Source organism: Klebsiella sp. A-Nf5 (genome assembly GCF_002810545.1).
In the GTDB taxonomy this organism is placed as follows: Bacteria; Pseudomonadota; Gammaproteobacteria; order Enterobacterales; family Enterobacteriaceae; genus Klebsiella; species Klebsiella variicola.
Window position 1 is genome coordinate 380,475 of record NZ_PIOG01000268.1, and the last position, 16,230, is coordinate 396,704.

Consider the following 16,230-nt stretch of genomic DNA (forward strand, 5'->3'; position numbering starts at 1 on the left):
CATGTCGCGGCCCTTTTAATGCCGGCAAATCTTATTTTCTGCGGTAGTAAAGCCTTCCTCTCTGGCAATAAATTTGCCTTTTTTCTCTAAAAACGCCACCAGCTCTGCGGCGCTTAGATTCGCTGCTGAACAGGTGTGAAACCGCGCCTCTTCGCCAAAGCGATGGCGAATGGCGGCCTCCAGCGAGGCGACCGTCCAGGACTCACCCGAGGCGAGCATCATCTGCAGTACTTCATGACCATGAATAGAAGACATAACCCCTCCTGAAAACCACCAGCTTAGGCCAGCCATGCCATCGGCGCCTTGCGCCAGCGCAGGCTTTCCCCCCTTTAACTTCGTAAAGTTTACATTACACCCCTTGTAACCCTCATTTGACGAATGCCGTAATATCCCCTACTCTGCGCGGCATAATTTATTGTTATTTGCTGTAGGGATAGCGAAAAGCGTGAAAAACCGCACTCTGGGCAGTATTTTAATCGTAGCTGGCACCACTATCGGTGCAGGAATGTTGGCGATGCCATTGGCTGCCGCCGGCGTCGGGTTTACCGTCACGCTGGGTTTACTTTTCACCTTGTGGGCACTGATGTGCTATACCGCCCTGTTGTTGCTGGAAGTCTACCAGCACGTGCCTGCCGACATGGGGCTCGGTTCCCTGGCCGCACGCTATCTGGGCCGCTACGGGCAGTGGATTACCGGGTTCTGCATGCTGTTTCTGCTGTATGCCCTCACGGCGGCCTATATCAGTGGCGCCGGTGAATTGCTCGCTTCCAGCCTCAACCAGTGGCTGGACTGGCAGCTGCCGCCGGCGGCCGGCGTACTGTTATTTACGGCGCTGGGCGGGGCGGTGGTGTGCATCGGTACCTCGCTGGTCGACTTATTCAATCGCTTCCTGTTTAGCGCCAAAATTATCTTTCTGGTGATTATGCTGGCGCTACTGATGCCGCATATTCATCAAGTCAATTTGTTGACGCTGCCGGTTGAGCAAGGCCTGGCGCTGTCGGCCATTCCGGTGATCTTTACCTCCTTTGGCTTTCACGGCAGCGTGCCGAGCATAGTCAGCTATCTTGGCGGCAATATCCGCAAACTGCGCCGGGTATTTATTATCGGCAGCTTTATTCCGCTGGTGGCTTATATTTTCTGGCAGCTGGCGACGCTGGGGAGTATCAACCCTCCCGCGTTCACCGCCCTGCTGGCCAAAAACGCCGGTCTGAACGGACTGCTGGAGGCGATCCGCGAAGTGGTGGCGTCTCCACACGTGGAGCTGGCCGTACACCTGTTTGCCGACCTCGCGCTGGCGACCTCATTCCTCGGCGTCTCGCTCGGCTTGTTTGATTATCTGGCCGATGTGTTTCAACGCAAAAACAGCGTGAGTGGGCGTCTGCAGAGTGGAGCAATCACCTTCCTGCCGCCGGTGGCGTTCGCCCTGTTCTATCCACGCGGTTTTGTTATGGCCCTGGGCTACGCCGGGGTGGCGCTCGCCGTGCTGGCCCTGATGTTGCCTGCTCTGCTGGCAATGAAGAGCCGCCGACAACATCCGCAGGCTGCCTGGCGGGTGGTCGGCGGCGCGCCGGCGCTGTGGCTGGTTCTGCTGTGCGGGATCGGTATCGTGGCGATTCAGTTCAGTATCGTCGCCGGACTGCTGCCTGCGGTGGGATAAAAAAAGGGGCCGGCTGGCCCCTGGTTTTATTTTGCTAAGCAGCACTGCTTATACTTTTTTCCGCTCCCGCACGGGCAGGGATCGTTGCGTCCGACCTTCGCCTCATTTCTGACCGGTTGCTGAACCACCACCGGCTGCGGATTCGCCATCCAGTACTGGTAAAGCGCCAGCGCTGCCGGCGTGATACGCTCGATGCTGTCGATAAACTCATCCGCCGTCAGATTATCCAGCGCGGTAAACTGCGCCTCGCTGCCGTGGAGTGCAATCGCGTCCAGTGCCGGCTGAAGCTCAGCGGGCAGCGTCGACCAGTCGCTCAGCGCTACGCCGCGCAGGTAGCCAAAGCACCACTCTTCGACGATCGTCAGTTCCTGACCTTCCGCTTCGCGGGTGCCAAACAGCGGTTCGAACTGTTCGGGATAGGACTCCAGCCGTTCGGCGATGTCGCTCATATGCTGCAGCGTCAGATCGACAAAGCGATCGCGCTCGCGGTCATTGGCCCAGCGCGGCACATTGTCCACCCCGCCCCAGATGGCCACCAGCCACTGGGCTGGTTCGATATCAGTCGGTGCTGAGAGAATAGCCGTCAGCAGGCCATCCAGTTCAGACACATCCAGAATAGCGCCTTCGGTGGCGTATTTCGCCAGCGTTTCGTCCAGCCATTCCAGTTCGTTTTCGTTTAAAGGTCCGGTATTCATTCACAGGCTCGCATGGTAAAAATCGGGCCTACAGTAGCCGAATTGCCGACAGAAAGCCACCCGGCGCGGCAATCCGCCTGCCCATGCGCATCAGGCCAGGCCCTGCAGCGCCGCCGCCACGTCGCGAATGGCCTCCTCCCCTAACGGCAGCAAGGGCCGGGGAAGACAGTCAGGATCGCACAGCCCGAGAATGGCCGCCGCACTGGCTATCACCCGCAGGCTGCCGCCATAGCGGTCAAAGCATCGCCAGAGCGGGGTCAGCTGCGCATTCAGCGCCGCAACCTGCGCCGCGTCGCCAGTACGAATCGCCCTTACCAGCGCCCCCGAAAGTTGGGGAAAGAGCCCGCCGCAAACCGAGTACCAGACTTCGCAACCGGCCTGCAATCCCGCCGTCGCCAGGGCGTCGCCACTGGCGCCAAGCGTAACGCGGGCAGGAAGATGACGGCGCAGCGTTGCCACTCGTTCACGCGCCTGTGGCTCAGGCAAACCGGGAATTTTAATCGAGGCGATGGCCGGCAAGGCGGCGATGCGCCCCTGCAGCTCATCCGCCAGCGTGACGTGAGTAGTGCGGGGATTGTCATACAGGCAAACCGGAACCGAGACGTGCCGACAGACCTCTTCGTAAAAGGCAAAGATCTCCTCCGCAGAAAGCGGCTGATAGGACATCATCGGCAGTAATAACGCATCCGCCCCGGCCTGCTGGGCATCCTCCACCAGGCGCAGCACTTCGCTGGTGGCGATGGCGCCGACACCGACCATCATCGGGATCGACCCAACATGCGCTTTCGCCACCTGCACCACCCGCTTGCGCTGCTCACGACTCAGATAAGCGTAGCTGCCGGTCGAGCCCAGGATGCCCAGCGAGTCGACGCCGGTATCGGTAAGACGAGAGAGAATACGGATAAACGCCTTTTCATCAATATGCTGCTGATGCAGCGGCGTCAGCGGAAATGCGCAAAGCCCTGTGAACATGATGCCTCCGGCAGGCTGGGATACGAATCCGGTTGATAGTAGCAAGGAGAGATCGTTTTGTCCTGGGACAAATGAAAGGTTGACTGAACGGCCTAATCTGAAGGGTAGAAGAAGGTTATCTTACGAGGATGTCAGGAAAAGGGAGGGATAGAAACAAAAAAACCACCCGTAGGTGGTTTCACGACACTGCTTATTGCTTTGATTATTCTGCTTTTATCCCAATGGTACCCGGAGTGGGACTTGAACCCACACAGCGCGAACGCCGAGGGATTTTAAATCCCTTGTGTCTACCGATTCCACCATCCGGGCTCGGGATATAAAGTGGAGGCGCGTTCCGGAGTCGAACCGGACTAGACGGATTTGCAATCCGCTACATAACCGCTTTGCTAACGCGCCTTTAATACTGAAGCACCCGCAACTGCCGATGCTGATAATCTGGAGCGGGAAACGAGACTCGAACTCGCGACCCCGACCTTGGCAAGGTCGTGCTCTACCAACTGAGCTATTCCCGCATTATCAAGTTATTTGCTAATTACTTGATTTTGTTATCGTCTGGAAGACTGTGCTGCCGTTCGATGCGTTGCATTCTACTTATCTCTCGCGGTGAGTCAACGGTATTTTTCGCAACTTTGCATCGTTTGCTGAAAATAACGGCGAAACGATCACTGATCAAGCAAATCGCCGCGCGCTGCGTTCAGATACTGCAGCATCGACCACAGCGTCAGCACCGCCGCCACGAGGAAAAGCGCGATCCCGGCCCACTCTACCCACGGATAAGGACGCCACAGCATCCATACCAGGGCGGCCATCTGTGCGGTCGTTTTGACTTTGCCAATCCACGAGACCGCCACGCTGCTGCGTTTCCCCAGCTCAGCCATCCATTCGCGCAGTGCCGAAATAATAATTTCACGGGCAATCATAGTCGCCGCCGGCAGCGTGACCCACCAGGTGTGATAGTGCTCGGCAACCAGCACCATGGCGATAGCCACCATGACTTTATCCGCCACCGGATCCAGGAAGGCGCCAAACCGGGTGCTCTGATTCCAGCGACGGGCCAGAAAACCATCAAACCAGTCGGTCACGGCGGCGACAAAGAAAATCAGCGCGCAGGCAAACGGCGCCCAGCTAAAGGGGAGATAAAACGCCAGCACAAAGAACGGGATCAGGATGACGCGAAACAGAGTAAGCAACGTAGGGATATTAAATTGCATAGTGACGGGTAACTATCTGTTGTAAGTAAAAATTAGCCCTATGTTGCTACAGAGCCCCTAATGTTTCAACGAGTAGAAGATCTTTTCTGCCAGACCGTGAGAGATGCCCGGTACTTTGGCAATTTCCTCGACGCTGGCCTGCTGCAGCCCCTGCAGCCCTCCCATATACTTCAGCAGCATCTGGCGACGCTTCGGCCCCACTCCCTCGATAGTCTCAAGCGAGCTGGTGCTCTTCACTTTCGCCCGTTTTTTACGATGTCCGGAAATCGCATGATCGTGCGATTCATCGCGGATGTGCTGGATTACGTGCAGGGCGGGCGAATCCGGCGGCAGGCTAAACCCCTCACCTTCCGGTTCAAAGAATAACGTTTCCAGGCCGGCTTTACGATCGCTGCCTTTCGCCACGCCCAGCAGCAGCGGATGATGTTTATCCCAGGGAACGTCCAGTTCGGCAAACACCGCTTTCGCCTGTGCCAGCTGCCCCTTTCCGCCGTCGATCAGGATCACATCCGGAATTTTGTTGTCATCAATCACTTTACCATAGCGTCGACGCAGGACCTGATTCATCGCCGCATAGTCATCCCCAGGGGTGATGCCGGTGATATTGTAGCGTCGGTACTCCGCACGCAGTGGGCCATTGCTGTCAAACACCACGCAGGACGCCACCGTCTGCTCGCCCATAGTGTGGCTGATATCAAAGCACTCCATCCGCTTCACGGCCGGCAGCTCCAGCACGGTGGCCAGCGCCTGCAGACGCTGATGAATGGTCGACTGCTGAGATAACTTGGTGGTTAACGCCGTCGCGGCATTGGTGCGCGCCAGCTTAAGGTAACGCGCCCGGTCGCCGCGCGGTTTAGTCTGCACATTGATTCGGCGCCCCGCCAGCTCCGACAGCGAATCGGCCAGCAGCGTCTTATCGCCGAGGTTGAAGTCGAGCAAAATCTCGCCCGGCAGGGTGCGCATCTGGCTACCCTGCAGGTAGAACTGACCGACAAACGTCTCCACGACCTCTCCCAGCTCAGTGCCGCCCGGGACTTTCGGGAAGTAGCTCCGGCTGCCCAGCACTTTGCCCTGGCGGATAAACAGCACATGGACGCAGGCCATTCCGGACTCAAAGGCGACGCCGATAACGTCGAGATCGTCGCCGGTGTTAGAAACAAACTGTTTCTCCGTCACCCGGCGCACGGCCTGAATCTGGTCGCGAATGCGCGCGGCCTCTTCAAACTCCAGACTTTGGCTCGCTTTCTCCATTCTGGCGATGAGCTGGGTCAGGACCTGATCGTCCTTGCCGGCAAGGAACAGCCGTACATATTCAACCTGCTGAGCATACTCTTCTTCGCTGACCAGCCCCGCCACGCACGGCCCCAGACAGCGGCCAATCTGATACTGCAGGCAGGGACGCGAGCGGTTGCGATAGACGCTATTTTCACACTGGCGAACAGGGAAAATTTTCTGCAGCAGCGCCAGGGTCTCCCGCACGGCATAGCCGTTGGGGAAAGGACCAAAGTACTCGCCTTTCGCATGTTTGGCGCCGCGATGCATCGCCAGACGTGGATGAGTATCACCGCTGAGGAAAATAAAAGGATAAGACTTATCATCGCGCAACAGCACGTTGTAACGCGGCTGGTACAGCTTGATATAGTTGTGCTCCAGCAGCAGCGCTTCCGTCTCGGTGTGGGTGACGGTCACGTCAATCTGCGCAATCAGCGCCACCAGCGCTTCGGTTTTACGCGACGCGAGATTGCTGCGGAAATAGCTGCTGAGCCGCTTTTTCAGATCTTTGGCTTTGCCAACATAGATGACGGTCCCGCCAGCATCATACATCCGATACACACCGGGCTGGCTGGTCACCGTTTTCAGGAAAGCTTTTGCGTCAAAAACATCACTCACTGGCTTGCTAACGACTCCGCATTACACAGGCCATGGCGAATTGCCAGGTGGGTCAGCTCCACATCGCCATGAATGTTTAATTTGCTGAACATTCGGTAGCGATAGCTGTTAACCGTTTTGGGACTCAGATTGAGCTGCTCTGAGATCTCATTCACCTTCTGACCTTTGGTGATCATCAGCATAATCTGCAATTCGCGTTCAGACAAACTGGCAAACGGCGATTCCGTTTTTTCCGGTTCAATCTGACTTAGCGCCATTTGCTGAGCAATATCGGAAGCAATGTAACGTTGTCCGGACGCCACGCAACGGATCGCATTTACCACTTCCTGCGGCGCTGCCCCCTTACTGAGATAGCCCGCCGCCCCCGCCTGCATGACCTTGGCAGGTAGAGGATTCTCGGTATGCACGGTGAGCATGATCACTTTCGTGCCCGCCACGGAGCGCGCGATTTTGCGCGTGGCTTCAAGACCACCGATCCCGGGCATGTTCATGTCCATCAGGACGACATCTGCGGAATTAGCCCGGCACCACTTCACGGCGTCCTCGCCGCAACAGGCTTCGCCAGCGACTTTAATCCCTTTTATATCTTCCAGAATGCGTCGTATCCCTGCGCGCACCAGTTCGTGGTCATCAACAAGAAGAACGTTGATCAAAGGAATAATCTCCAGAATGAGGGATAACGCTACTGATACTTTATCTCCCACATATTACCGGGTTTTATTGCTAATTTAAAAGGCAAAAAAATGCCCTCGCCTCGATTTGACTCTCATTTATGGCAATGTCTGTGCACACACAGTGGAAAGTCATTGAGAACAGTCAGTTGCCATGGTCTTATTTTTTAACAATCCTCATACAGAAAGCACAAAAAACACAACAGATTACGTAGCGCATAAATAGGAGGCAAAATATGTAACAAATATTAACGTGCTAAATATATGGAATAAATTAATGGCAGTCTGGCGGCTATTACGTATTATCCGAAGCACGGAATCATTCACAGCTCAGATGAGAGAACAGAAATTAAGCACTCCTTTTTTTTCCGCCGCTTGTGGTATACTGCGCGGCCTTCACATTGGGTAAGGCGCATTAGCGCAGCGAGTAAACGAGGATATCGATGAGCACACCAGATTTTTCCACTGCAGAAAATAATCAAGAACTGGCGCAGGAAGTCTCCTGCATGAAAGCGCTGATAACGCTGATGCTGCAGGCGATGGGCCAGGCGGATGCGGGTCGCGTGATTATTAAAATGGAAAAGCAGATCGCGCAGATGGAAGATGAGGCTCAGGCCGCCGTATTCTCCAGCACCGTTAAGCAAATTAAACAAGCTTACCGTCAATAATCCTGTGCCGGCTGAAAGTATCCCTGACAGCCGGTGTCACGTCTGGCACGCAGAACGACAGGCGCTCTCAGATTAACCCTGTCGCCACCGCGTAACAGGCTATCTGCGTTTTGTTCGGCGCATTGAATTTCCGTTGCATATTCTTCTGGTGGAAATTCACCGTATTTTCCGAAATAGAAAGAATCATCGCCACCTCCGCCGAGGTCTTCCCTTCCGCGGTCCATTTCAGAATTTCCAGTTCACGGCGGCTGAACTTCATTTCCGGCGGCATCACCATCTCATCTTCCAGACGCAGGAGCGTCAACAAGCTTAGCTCTGTCAGCATGCGCAGGCGCATCTCCAGTTCATCTTCAGGATAAGCGTCCGGCAAACGGTTATTCGCGGAGACGGAGAGAAAACCCTGCGCATGGTTGGGCAAGGTCAGACACTGGGTCACCCCTTTTTTCAGACCATGATCGCGGGCGCCGTCCCATAATGCCGCCGCATCGCGAAACAACCCATCCTCCCATGGCAGATGACCACGCATAAAATTCTCCGGGCGTAATACCGGATCTATCGCGAAATAGTTCTCGGCCTGGTAGTGCGACATCCATGCGCGGGGATAGGTCGACTGGAAGGTGACGCGGGGGCGAGTGAAAGGCACCGGATGGCGTACACAAAGCGTGTAGTAATCATATTCCAGCGCTTCGGTTTCTCGTTGCAGGAGATTATAAACCTCCTCACCAGCAGCCACGGACTGAAATTGATGCAGCATATCCCGCCGCCAGCTGAAAAAATCATTGTCCCTCATAGCTGTGCAAATAACTCCTGATTGATAATCATTATTATAAATACAGAAAACTAACACATAAATCTTATTTATATGTATAAAATATTGTCGCCGTCGCATTTATTAGTCTGAAGGCTTGCCTTTTTCCCGTTCTCAGCGCAGAACCTCGTGCCCACTCTCTTGTCATTTTCTACACCCTACAAAGGGGGGATGGGAAGCGGTGTATACGGCCACCGGGAGAAATCGCACAAAGAGGTGACGACGAGCGTGACGCGCCGCAGGGAAGACAGGCTGTACGCGGCGGCCCTCCCCCGGGAAAGCCGCCGCGCCAGCACATGGTTTACTGCATCAGAAATTTTTCGAGGAACTGGCGAGTGCGCGGCTGCTGCGGGGAGGCGAACAATGCTTTTGCCTCTCCCTGCTCGACAATGCGCCCTTGATCCATAAAGATGGCCCGATCGGCAACGTCGCGAGCGAAACTCATCTCATGGGTTACAATAACCATGGTGCGTTTCTCCTGCGCCAGTTGCCGGATGGTGTTGAGCACCTCCCCCACCAGCTCAGGATCGAGGGCTGAGGTCGGTTCATCAAACAGGATCACGTCCGGACGCATGGCCAGCGCGCGAGCAATAGCCACCCGCTGCTGTTGACCGCCGGAGAGGCGACGCGGATAGCTATTCTCTTTACCGCTGAGCCCCACTTTCGCCAGCAGATCGCGCGCCCGCACAATCGACTCCTGCTTATCTTCACCTTTTACGATGACCGGCCCCTCAATAATATTCTCCAGCACCGTACGGTGGGGAAACAGATTAAAGTTCTGGAAGACAAAGCCAACATGCTGGCGTAGCCGGCGGATGAGTCCTTTCTGTGACCCCAGGCTGCGACCGGCGTCGATGGTCACATCGCCAACGCGGATGGTGCCGCTCTCCGGTTGCTCCAGCAGGTTGATGCTGCGCAACAGAGTGGTTTTACCCGAGCCGCTGGGGCCGATGATCGCCACCACTTCCCCTTTCTGTACCTCCAGGTCGATACCGTGGAGCACCGTCTGGCCATGGAATTTCTTCACCAGGCTTTTCACTTCTATCGCACTCATTTCGGATCACGCTCCTGGCGGTTCAGCTGGTTTTCAAAATAGTTCTGCAGCGAGGAGAGGACGGTCGCCATCACCCAGTAGATCAGAGAGGCCGCCAGATACATGGTGAAGACCTCCAGGGTTCGGGAGGTGATAAGCTGCGCCTGACGGAACAGCTCTGGCACCTGGATCGTCGCTGCCAGCGAGGTATCTTTTACCAGGCTGATAAAACTGTTGGACAGCGGCGGCAAAGCGACCCGTGCCGCCTGGGGTAAGATGGCCCGGCGCATTGTCTGCCACGGCGTCATGCCGATACTGGCCGCCGCTTCCCATTGCCCTTTGTCGATCGAAGCGATGGCCGCGCGCAGGGTTTCCGCCGCGTAGGCCGCCGTATTGAGCGACAGGCCGATCATCGCCGCCGGAATCGGGTCAAGCTCGATGCCAAACTGCGGCAAGCCGTAGTAGATCATAAACAGCTGGGCGATAAGCGGCGTGCCGCGAAAAATGGAGATATACATGCGCGCCAGCCATTTTACCGGCCAGAGGGGCGACATGCGCATCAGCGCCAGGATAAAGCCCAGCACCAGGCCGAAAAACATCCCGCCAATGCTCAGCTGCAGCGTAAAGACGGCCCCTTTGAGCAGAAAAGGAGCGGAATCGATGACCAGTTGGATACTTTCTTGCATGCTGTCGTTTCTGTATTAGAGGTGAGGATGATAGGCAAACAGCGCCGGCGCCCCGCCGGTATGGACGAACAAAATCGGTCCTTCATCCTTAAAACGCTTCTGCGTAATGCCGTCGATAAGCCCGGCCATCGCTTTGCCGGTATAGACCGGATCGAGCAAAATACCTTCCAGCTCCGCCAGTAGCTTCACGGCGGCCATGCCTTCCTCGTTCGGCGTACCGTAGCCTGGGGCAAAGTAATCATCCCACAGGGTGATGTCGGCTTTCGCCTGCAGCTCGAGGCTGTTGGCCACGGCCTGCTGCAGCGCCACCACTTTTGGCAGTTGGTCAGCTACAGAGCGCGATACCGTCACCCCAATCAGTTCCGCCTGCGGCATCAACTGTTCGAGCCCCACAGCCAGCCCGGCATGCGTACCGGCGCTGCCGGAAGCCACCACCACCGATGAGATCTCCACCGCGCCTTCGCACTGCTGGGCAATTTCCAGCGCGCTTTCCACATAGCCTAACGCCCCGAGCGCATTGGATCCGCCGACCGGGATGACGTAGGGGCGATATCCCTGCGCCTCGATGCGGGTCGCCAGCTCGTCGAGCTGAGCGGCAGGATTGGAAAGGGCATCGCACATCTCAACCTGGGTGTTAAACAGATCCAGCAGCAGGCGGTTGCCATTGCTCAGATAGTTCTCCGCCCGAGTGCCGATGGGGTTTTCCAGTAGCGCCACGCAGTGCAGCCCCAGTTTCGCGGCGACCGCCGCCGTCTGACGCACATGGTTGGACTGGATCGCGCCGGCGGTGATTAAGGTATCCGCCCCTTCGCGCAGCGCATCGGCGGCGAGAAACTCCAGCTTGCGCAGTTTGTTGCCCCCCATCGCCAGCGGCGTTGTATCATCGCGTTTGATAAAAATCTCGCGCCCAAGGTGATCGGACAAACGCGGCAGATACTCCAGCGGCGTCGGTGCGCCAATTAATTCCAGACGCGGAAAGCGGGTTAAATTTTGCAGTGACATGGCCCCTCCTGACTCAGTTATGCTTCATTATGCACACAGTTACGCGCTAAATAAAAAAAGGCGCTTCCAGGAGCGCCTTTTTTCACCACTGACCGTTATTTCGTCACGTCAGCGCCAAACCATTTCTCTGACAACGCCTTCAGGGAGCCATCTTTCTGCATATCCGCAATCGCGGCGTCTACCGCTTTCAGCAGATCGTCGTTGCCTTTGCGCAGCGCCACGCCAGCCTCCTGACGGGAGAACGCATCACCGGTTACTGCCAGCGTGTTGTTGGTTTTCTTCACCAGATCCAGCGCGGCCAGACGATCAACCAGAATGGCGTCAATACGGCCTACGCGCAGATCCTGGTATTTCGTCGGGTCATCATCATAGGTGCGGACATCAACGCCCTGGACGTTCTGACGCAGCCACTCTTCATAGTTAGTGCCCAGTCCGACGCCGACTTTCTTGCCTTTCAGATCCGCCGCGGTTTTAATCGCGCCTTCGTTACCTTTCTTCACCAGCGCCTGCACGCCAGAGATGGTGTACGGGGTTGAGAAATCGTATTTCTTCTTACGCTCATCGGAGATAGTGACCTGGTTAATCACCACGTCGATGCGTTTGGAGTCCAGCGAAGCCAGCATACCGTCCCATTTGGTCGGTTTGAGATCGGCTTTCACACCAAGATGTTTCGCCAGCTCGTTGGCAAACTCCACTTCAAATCCGGTCAGCTTGCCGTCATCACCCTGGAAGCTAAAAGGAGGATAGGTGCCTTCGAGGCCCACACGCAGGGTACCGCGCTCTTTAACCTGATTGAGCAGGTTTTCCGCTGCAAAAGTTTTCACGCTAACGCCAGCCATCAAAACAACGGCCATCGCGCCCATCAGCGCCTGACGACCCAGAAGTGCTAATTTCATAGATACCCCGAAGGTTAGGATTTTCCTGTAGTGTAAGGCGCTTAACAGCCTGACACCAACATCGTTACGCTACATCTTATGCCAATTTATTATATATGATCCCTGTTAGGGTATAGCGAAAATCAGGGCTTTCCTCACCCGTTTTGCGGGATATCTCCCATACTGCAAAGGTCAGCCTGTTGACGTCTGGAGCATGGAAGATGAAAAACCCCACTTTGTTGCAATGTTTTCACTGGTACTACCCCGCCGGCGGCGAATTGTGGCGTGAAGTCGAAGCGCTGGCCCCCAGTCTGAATGAAATCGGCATCAATATGGTCTGGTTGCCGCCCGCCTATAAAGGCGCCTCGGGTGGTTATTCCGTCGGCTATGACACCTACGATCTCTTCGACCTTGGTGAGTTTGATCAAAAGGGCTCAGTCGCCACCAAATATGGCGATAAAGCGCAGCTGCTGGCGGCGATGAAGGCTCTAAAAGAGCATGATATCGCCGTGCTGCTGGATGTGGTGGTGAACCACAAAATGGGCGCCGATGAAAAAGAAACCCTGCAGGTGCAGCGCGTCGATGAGCAGGATCGCACCCAGATTGCCGAGGAGATCATTGAATGCGAGGCATGGACTCGCTATACCTTTCCGGTGCGAGCCGGGCAGTATTCGCAATTTGTCTGGGACTACAAATGCTTTAGCGGCATCGACCACATTGAGAACCCGACGGAAGATGGCGTGTTTAAAATCGTCAACGATTACACCGGTGAAGGCTGGAACGAGCAGGTCGACGATGAGCTTGGCAACTTCGACTACCTGATGGGTGCCAACATTGATTTTCGTAATCACGCCGTTACCGAGGAGATCAAATACTGGGCGCGCTGGGTCATGGAGCAGACCGGCTGCGATGGTTTTCGTCTTGACGCCGTGAAGCATATCCCCGCCTGGTTTTACAAAGTGTGGATCGAGCACGTCCAGGAGGTGGCGCCGCAGCCGCTGTTTATTGTCGCGGAGTACTGGTCCCATGAGGTGGAAAAGCTCCAGCAGTATATCGACCTGGTCGAGGGCAAGACGATGCTGTTCGATGCCCCGCTGCAGATGAAATTTCATGAAGCCTCACGCCAGGGACGCGACTATGACATGAGCCAGATCTTCAGCGGCACGCTGGTGGAAGCCGACCCTTTTCACGCTGTGACGCTGGTGACAAACCATGATACGCAGCCGCTGCAGGCCCTTGAGGCGCCGGTTGAACCCTGGTTCAAGCCCCTTGCCTATGCGCTGATCCTGCTGCGTGAAAATGGCGTGCCGTCGGTCTTTTATGCCGATCTTTTCGGCGCATCCTATGAAGATACCGGCGGCGATGGACAAACTTACGCCATTGAGATGCCCGTTATCGAACAACTGCATGAACTGATCGACGCCCGTCAGCGCTTTGCTCACGGCGTGCAAACGCTGTGGTTCGATCACCCCAACTGTATTGCCTTCAGCCGAAGCGGCACCGACGAGGATCCCGGCTGCGTGGTAGTGATGTCCAATGGTGATGAGGGAGAAAAGACCCTGACTCTGGGCGAGAACTATGGCAATAAACGCTGGCGGGATTTTCTCGGCAACCGGGAAGAGATTGTCGAAACCGACGACGACGGTAGCGCGACCTTTACCTGCAACGGGGGCAGCGTGAGCGTGTGGGTGATGGAAGCCGTGCTGTAGTCAGCAGGCGATGCACCTGGCGGGCCGAACGGGCCCGCCGGAACCTCAGCGCGCGGAAGCCGGCGCGCTGACGGTCCCTGTCGTACGCGCTTTGGCCCACGCCTTTTCGCACTCAGGGGTGAGGCGTTCAACGCGGGTCAACGTCATACGGTCGTAGGAGAGGGTATTACCCTCACGCTCGATCGGATAGATATCCAGGGAAGCCGTAACATTGTAGATCTGGTTATCGCGGTTCATCAGTTTACCCGGCTGCGCGATCACGCGCTGCCACTGGCGGCAGTCGAAGGTATCCCCTTCTTTGGTGACGATCAGGCTGGCGATCGCGTCAGGGCTCATCATTTCACTCTGCGGCCCTTTCGATTGCCAGTAGCCCTCAAGGCCAGCCGGCGCCGGCGCTTTAACGACGTCATCGTAATGATCAACCTGCACACATCCGGCCAGCGCCAACACCATGCCAGCAAAAACTAACTGTTTCATCATTCATCCCACAAGCCGATAAAAAAGTATTGTGGCATTAAAGCGTTAAGCCTTCCACCCCCGCCCCCGGCGGAAAAACCGGGCAAGACAGAAGCCGGCAATCTGACCTTCATTTGAAATAAGGAAATTCCGAAAATAAAATATTGTTTGGGGCCTAACCATAGCATCTGTGGGCACTTTTTGTTTTTAATCCGCTCACACTACCGGTTCTCGACTTTACTTTAAGAGTTTTCCTGGCAAATTATATGCATAGATGCGGAATAGTTTAATGGAACTAATGGGTTCTTTCTTAAACCTACTATATACCGCTCGCAAGGACTGCTTCACAAAGTGAGTGTGAAGTGAATATCGTTACGTGTTGATTGAGGATGGGTCATGTCAACGATGATTATGGATTTGTGCAGCTATACCCGGTTAGGCTTAACGGGTTATCTGACCAGTCGGGGAATTAAAAAACAGGAAATCGTTGAGGTCCATAGCGCGGTAGATCTGCAAAAACATTGCGCCTCGTGCTGTCCGGCAGTGGTGTTTCTTAATGAAGACTGCTTCGTGCATGATGATGAAAGTAATGGCATTATTCGCCAGATCATTACGCAAAACCCGGCGACGCTGTTTGTTATCTTTATGTCGCTGGCAAACATTCATTTTGACCGCTATTTGCGGGTACGGAAAAACCTGCTGATCAGTTCTAAATCGATAACGCCAAAAGACCTTGATGTTATTCTGGTTAATTATCTTAAATACAAAAACAGCAGTCTGGGGCAATTAAATTTACCGACTTTATCGCTGAGTAAGACTGAATCCAATATGCTGCAAATGTGGATGGCCGGGCATGGCACGTCGCAAATTTCAACGCAAATGAACATCAAAGCGAAGACGGTATCGTCACATAAAGGCAATATTAAAAAGAAAATACAGACGCACAATAAACAGGTGATTTACCATATCGTTCGGCTTACCGAAAACGTCACTTCAGGTATTCAGGTGAACCTGCGCTGAAACAAACTGGCGGTGGTTCCGCCAGTCCCGTTTTATGAGGTTTCTTTTTCGACGAAGATCCCATCCGGGTGCCCCACTTCATTGAAAAACCAGATCCCTAAAGGATAGTCTTCCAGCGAAACCAGATACATCGTCCCTTCACTAAACGACTCAATTGCCAGCACTACCCCCGATCGACGTGGGCCACCGTCGGTCTTCACCGTGACACGATCGTTCACCTGCATATTCAATCTCCTCTATTTTTCAGCCAGTGTAGAACAAAACCACGCAACTCGCAGCGTTGCGGCCCATGACTGGTGTTTTTTTAGACTGACTATACTTAAAGAGGCTTGAGCGACGCTCAGCGAGGGGGTAATGATGAAGAATCGATTGACAGGCCAGGCCGGGAACGACGTTGATATCAATGTTGATGCTCTGCTGGCAGCGATTAATGAGATTAGCGAAAGCGAGGTCCATCGCACACTGGATGACCCGCATCGTGCCAGTATTGATGGTCGAGGAGCCCATACCTGGCGCGAACTGGCGGAGGCATTCGAGCTCGATATTCACGATTTCAGCGCCAGTGAAGTCAACCGCTAACGGTGGGCGAAAAAAATCCCGACTCGCAGGAGTCGGGATCAAACTTGCTAATGCAAGAAGCACTTGAAAATTCGTTACACCGGGAAATCCGATGCGTTAAAACATTATCCTCAATTATTTTGCATGACAAGAGATATTCATGGCGCAAATTATTGAGAATGTTGGCGCTTTGCAAGGAACAGGGCTACAAGGCTGATGCGAGAAGGCTTCGCCGCAAACCGGTTTCATTCGATAGCGCGATCCCTGTCGAACACTTTAAGAAAAATCTCATTTTAGCTGATTCTGGCGAAACGTTTTG

18 protein-coding genes and 3 tRNA genes are annotated in these 16,230 nt (G+C 54.9%); 5 read left to right on the top strand and 16 right to left on the bottom strand.

Going from position 1 to position 16,230, the window contains the following annotated elements; genetic code table 11:
• Window positions 1-15: 15 nt before the first annotated feature.
• Window positions 16-255 carry a YecH family metal-binding protein gene (locus CWM53_RS26985; protein WP_061154075.1) on the bottom strand — a complete coding sequence of 80 codons (240 nt, stop codon included), beginning with the start codon at window positions 253-255 and terminating at the stop codon, window positions 16-18.
• 190 nt (window positions 256-445) lie between these two features.
• Between CWM53_RS26985 and tyrP the strand changes: the two genes are divergently transcribed.
• Window positions 446-1,657 carry a tyrosine transporter TyrP gene (tyrP, locus tag CWM53_RS26990; protein ID WP_074385438.1) on the top strand — a complete coding sequence of 404 codons (1,212 nt, stop codon included), beginning with the start codon at window positions 446-448 and terminating at the stop codon, window positions 1,655-1,657.
• Window positions 1,658-1,683: 26 nt separating this feature from the next.
• Here the strand turns inward: tyrP and CWM53_RS26995 are convergent, their stop codons facing one another.
• The 8 genes from CWM53_RS26995 to uvrY form a co-directional block, all read right to left on the bottom strand.
• A complete protein-coding gene (locus CWM53_RS26995; RefSeq protein ID WP_100630737.1) occupies window positions 1,684-2,352 on the bottom strand; it encodes a YecA family protein in 669 nt (222 codons plus the stop codon).
• 90 nt (window positions 2,353-2,442) lie between these two features.
• Window positions 2,443-3,324 (bottom strand): dihydrodipicolinate synthase family protein, encoded by an 882-nt coding sequence (locus CWM53_RS27000; protein WP_074385436.1) that lies wholly within the window; start codon window positions 3,322-3,324, stop codon window positions 2,443-2,445.
• A 222-nt stretch (window positions 3,325-3,546) separates the two neighbouring features.
• Window positions 3,547-3,633: transfer RNA gene (locus tag CWM53_RS27005), tRNA-Leu, on the bottom strand.
• A 13-nt stretch (window positions 3,634-3,646) separates the two neighbouring features.
• Window positions 3,647-3,720, bottom strand: a tRNA-Cys gene (locus CWM53_RS27010).
• 40 nt (window positions 3,721-3,760) lie between these two features.
• Window positions 3,761-3,836, bottom strand: a tRNA-Gly gene (locus tag CWM53_RS27015).
• Between the two features lie 150 nt (window positions 3,837-3,986).
• Complete coding sequence (pgsA, locus tag CWM53_RS27020) at window positions 3,987-4,535, bottom strand: CDP-diacylglycerol--glycerol-3-phosphate 3-phosphatidyltransferase (protein WP_008804219.1); 549 nt, start codon at window positions 4,533-4,535, stop codon at window positions 3,987-3,989.
• A 57-nt stretch (window positions 4,536-4,592) separates the two neighbouring features.
• Window positions 4,593-6,425: an excinuclease ABC subunit UvrC gene (uvrC, locus tag CWM53_RS27025; RefSeq protein WP_074385435.1), complete on the bottom strand. Its 1,833-nt coding sequence runs from the start codon at window positions 6,423-6,425 to the stop codon at window positions 4,593-4,595.
• Window positions 6,422-7,078 (bottom strand): UvrY/SirA/GacA family response regulator transcription factor, encoded by a 657-nt coding sequence (gene uvrY, locus CWM53_RS27030; protein WP_002911539.1) that lies wholly within the window; start codon window positions 7,076-7,078, stop codon window positions 6,422-6,424. The genes uvrC and uvrY overlap by 4 nt, the downstream gene beginning before the upstream one ends.
• Window positions 7,079-7,539: 461 nt before the next feature.
• Here uvrY and CWM53_RS27035 point away from each other — a divergent pair, with 461 nt between their 5' ends.
• Entirely contained in the window at window positions 7,540-7,764 is a 225-nt protein-coding gene (locus tag CWM53_RS27035; protein WP_061154045.1) for a DUF2594 family protein, read from the top strand.
• Window positions 7,765-7,831: 67 nt separating this feature from the next.
• Here the strand turns inward: CWM53_RS27035 and sdiA are convergent, their stop codons facing one another.
• The 5 genes from sdiA to tcyJ all read right to left on the bottom strand — a co-directional run bounded on the left by sdiA (window position 7,832) and on the right by tcyJ (window position 12,189).
• A complete protein-coding gene (sdiA, locus tag CWM53_RS27040; RefSeq protein ID WP_074385434.1) occupies window positions 7,832-8,554 on the bottom strand; it encodes a transcriptional regulator SdiA in 723 nt (240 codons plus the stop codon).
• 319 nt (window positions 8,555-8,873) lie between these two features.
• The gene (tcyN, locus tag CWM53_RS27045; RefSeq protein WP_100675376.1) at window positions 8,874-9,626 is read right to left on the bottom strand and encodes an L-cystine ABC transporter ATP-binding protein TcyN; all 753 of its coding nucleotides are present in this window, start codon (window positions 9,624-9,626) and stop codon (window positions 8,874-8,876) included.
• Complete coding sequence (gene tcyL, locus CWM53_RS27050; protein ID WP_008804215.1) at window positions 9,623-10,291, bottom strand: cystine ABC transporter permease; 669 nt, start codon at window positions 10,289-10,291, stop codon at window positions 9,623-9,625. Before tcyL ends, tcyN begins: the two co-directional genes overlap by 4 nt.
• 15 nt (window positions 10,292-10,306) lie before the next feature.
• Window positions 10,307-11,293, bottom strand: coding sequence for a D-cysteine desulfhydrase (gene dcyD, locus CWM53_RS27055; RefSeq protein WP_061154042.1), 987 nt, complete (start codon window positions 11,291-11,293; stop codon window positions 10,307-10,309).
• A gap of 95 nt (window positions 11,294-11,388) precedes the next feature.
• Window positions 11,389-12,189: a cystine ABC transporter substrate-binding protein gene (tcyJ, locus tag CWM53_RS27060; protein WP_061154041.1), complete on the bottom strand. Its 801-nt coding sequence runs from the start codon at window positions 12,187-12,189 to the stop codon at window positions 11,389-11,391.
• Window positions 12,190-12,389: 200 nt separating this feature from the next.
• Between tcyJ and amyA the strand changes: the two genes are divergently transcribed.
• Complete coding sequence (amyA, locus tag CWM53_RS27065) at window positions 12,390-13,877, top strand: alpha-amylase (RefSeq protein ID WP_061154040.1); 1,488 nt, start codon at window positions 12,390-12,392, stop codon at window positions 13,875-13,877.
• A 45-nt stretch (window positions 13,878-13,922) separates the two neighbouring features.
• On the opposite strand, the gene yedD is transcribed toward amyA, so the two are convergent.
• Window positions 13,923-14,357 carry a lipoprotein YedD gene (yedD, locus tag CWM53_RS27070; protein ID WP_165784168.1) on the bottom strand — a complete coding sequence of 145 codons (435 nt, stop codon included), beginning with the start codon at window positions 14,355-14,357 and terminating at the stop codon, window positions 13,923-13,925.
• 372 nt (window positions 14,358-14,729) lie between these two features.
• Here yedD and rcsA point away from each other — a divergent pair, with 372 nt between their 5' ends.
• Window positions 14,730-15,353, top strand: a complete 624-nt coding sequence (gene rcsA, locus CWM53_RS27075; RefSeq protein WP_074385429.1) for a transcriptional regulator RcsA — start codon at window positions 14,730-14,732, stop codon at window positions 15,351-15,353.
• A 32-nt stretch (window positions 15,354-15,385) separates the two neighbouring features.
• Here rcsA and dsrB read toward each other — a convergent pair whose 3' ends face one another.
• Window positions 15,386-15,577, bottom strand: a complete 192-nt coding sequence (gene dsrB, locus CWM53_RS27080) for a protein DsrB (RefSeq protein WP_061154037.1) — start codon at window positions 15,575-15,577, stop codon at window positions 15,386-15,388.
• A 133-nt stretch (window positions 15,578-15,710) separates the two neighbouring features.
• On the opposite strand from dsrB, the gene CWM53_RS27085 reads away from it, so the two are divergent.
• Entirely contained in the window at window positions 15,711-15,932 is a 222-nt protein-coding gene (locus CWM53_RS27085) for a YodD family protein (RefSeq protein ID WP_165784174.1), read from the top strand.
• Window positions 15,933-16,230: the final 298 nt, after the last annotated feature.

Excerpts from the sequence above, each read along its gene's own strand:
- CWM53_RS26985 (WP_061154075.1), bottom strand. The coding sequence starts at position 255 with ATGTCTTCTATTCATGGTCATGAAGTACTGCAGATGATGCTCGCCTCG.
- CWM53_RS26995 (WP_100630737.1), bottom strand. The coding sequence starts at position 2,352 with ATGAATACCGGACCTTTAAACGAAAACGAACTGGAATGGCTGGACGAA.
- CWM53_RS27000 (WP_074385436.1), bottom strand. The coding sequence starts at position 3,324 with ATGTTCACAGGGCTTTGCGCATTTCCGCTGACGCCGCTGCATCAGCAG.
- pgsA (WP_008804219.1), bottom strand. The coding sequence starts at position 4,535 with ATGCAATTTAATATCCCTACGTTGCTTACTCTGTTTCGCGTCATCCTG.
- CWM53_RS27035 (WP_061154045.1), top strand. The coding sequence starts at position 7,540 with ATGAGCACACCAGATTTTTCCACTGCAGAAAATAATCAAGAACTGGCG.
- sdiA (WP_074385434.1), bottom strand. The coding sequence starts at position 8,554 with ATGAGGGACAATGATTTTTTCAGCTGGCGGCGGGATATGCTGCATCAA.
- tcyN (WP_100675376.1), bottom strand. The coding sequence starts at position 9,626 with ATGAGTGCGATAGAAGTGAAAAGCCTGGTGAAGAAATTCCATGGCCAG.
- tcyL (WP_008804215.1), bottom strand. The coding sequence starts at position 10,291 with ATGCAAGAAAGTATCCAACTGGTCATCGATTCCGCTCCTTTTCTGCTC.
- dcyD (WP_061154042.1), bottom strand. The coding sequence starts at position 11,293 with ATGTCACTGCAAAATTTAACCCGCTTTCCGCGTCTGGAATTAATTGGC.
- tcyJ (WP_061154041.1), bottom strand. The coding sequence starts at position 12,189 with ATGAAATTAGCACTTCTGGGTCGTCAGGCGCTGATGGGCGCGATGGCC.
- amyA (WP_061154040.1), top strand. The coding sequence starts at position 12,390 with ATGAAAAACCCCACTTTGTTGCAATGTTTTCACTGGTACTACCCCGCC.
- yedD (WP_165784168.1), bottom strand. The coding sequence starts at position 14,357 with ATGATGAAACAGTTAGTTTTTGCTGGCATGGTGTTGGCGCTGGCCGGA.
- rcsA (WP_074385429.1), top strand. The coding sequence starts at position 14,730 with ATGTCAACGATGATTATGGATTTGTGCAGCTATACCCGGTTAGGCTTA.
- dsrB (WP_061154037.1), bottom strand. The coding sequence starts at position 15,577 with ATGCAGGTGAACGATCGTGTCACGGTGAAGACCGACGGTGGCCCACGT.
- CWM53_RS27085 (WP_165784174.1), top strand. The coding sequence starts at position 15,711 with ATGAAGAATCGATTGACAGGCCAGGCCGGGAACGACGTTGATATCAAT.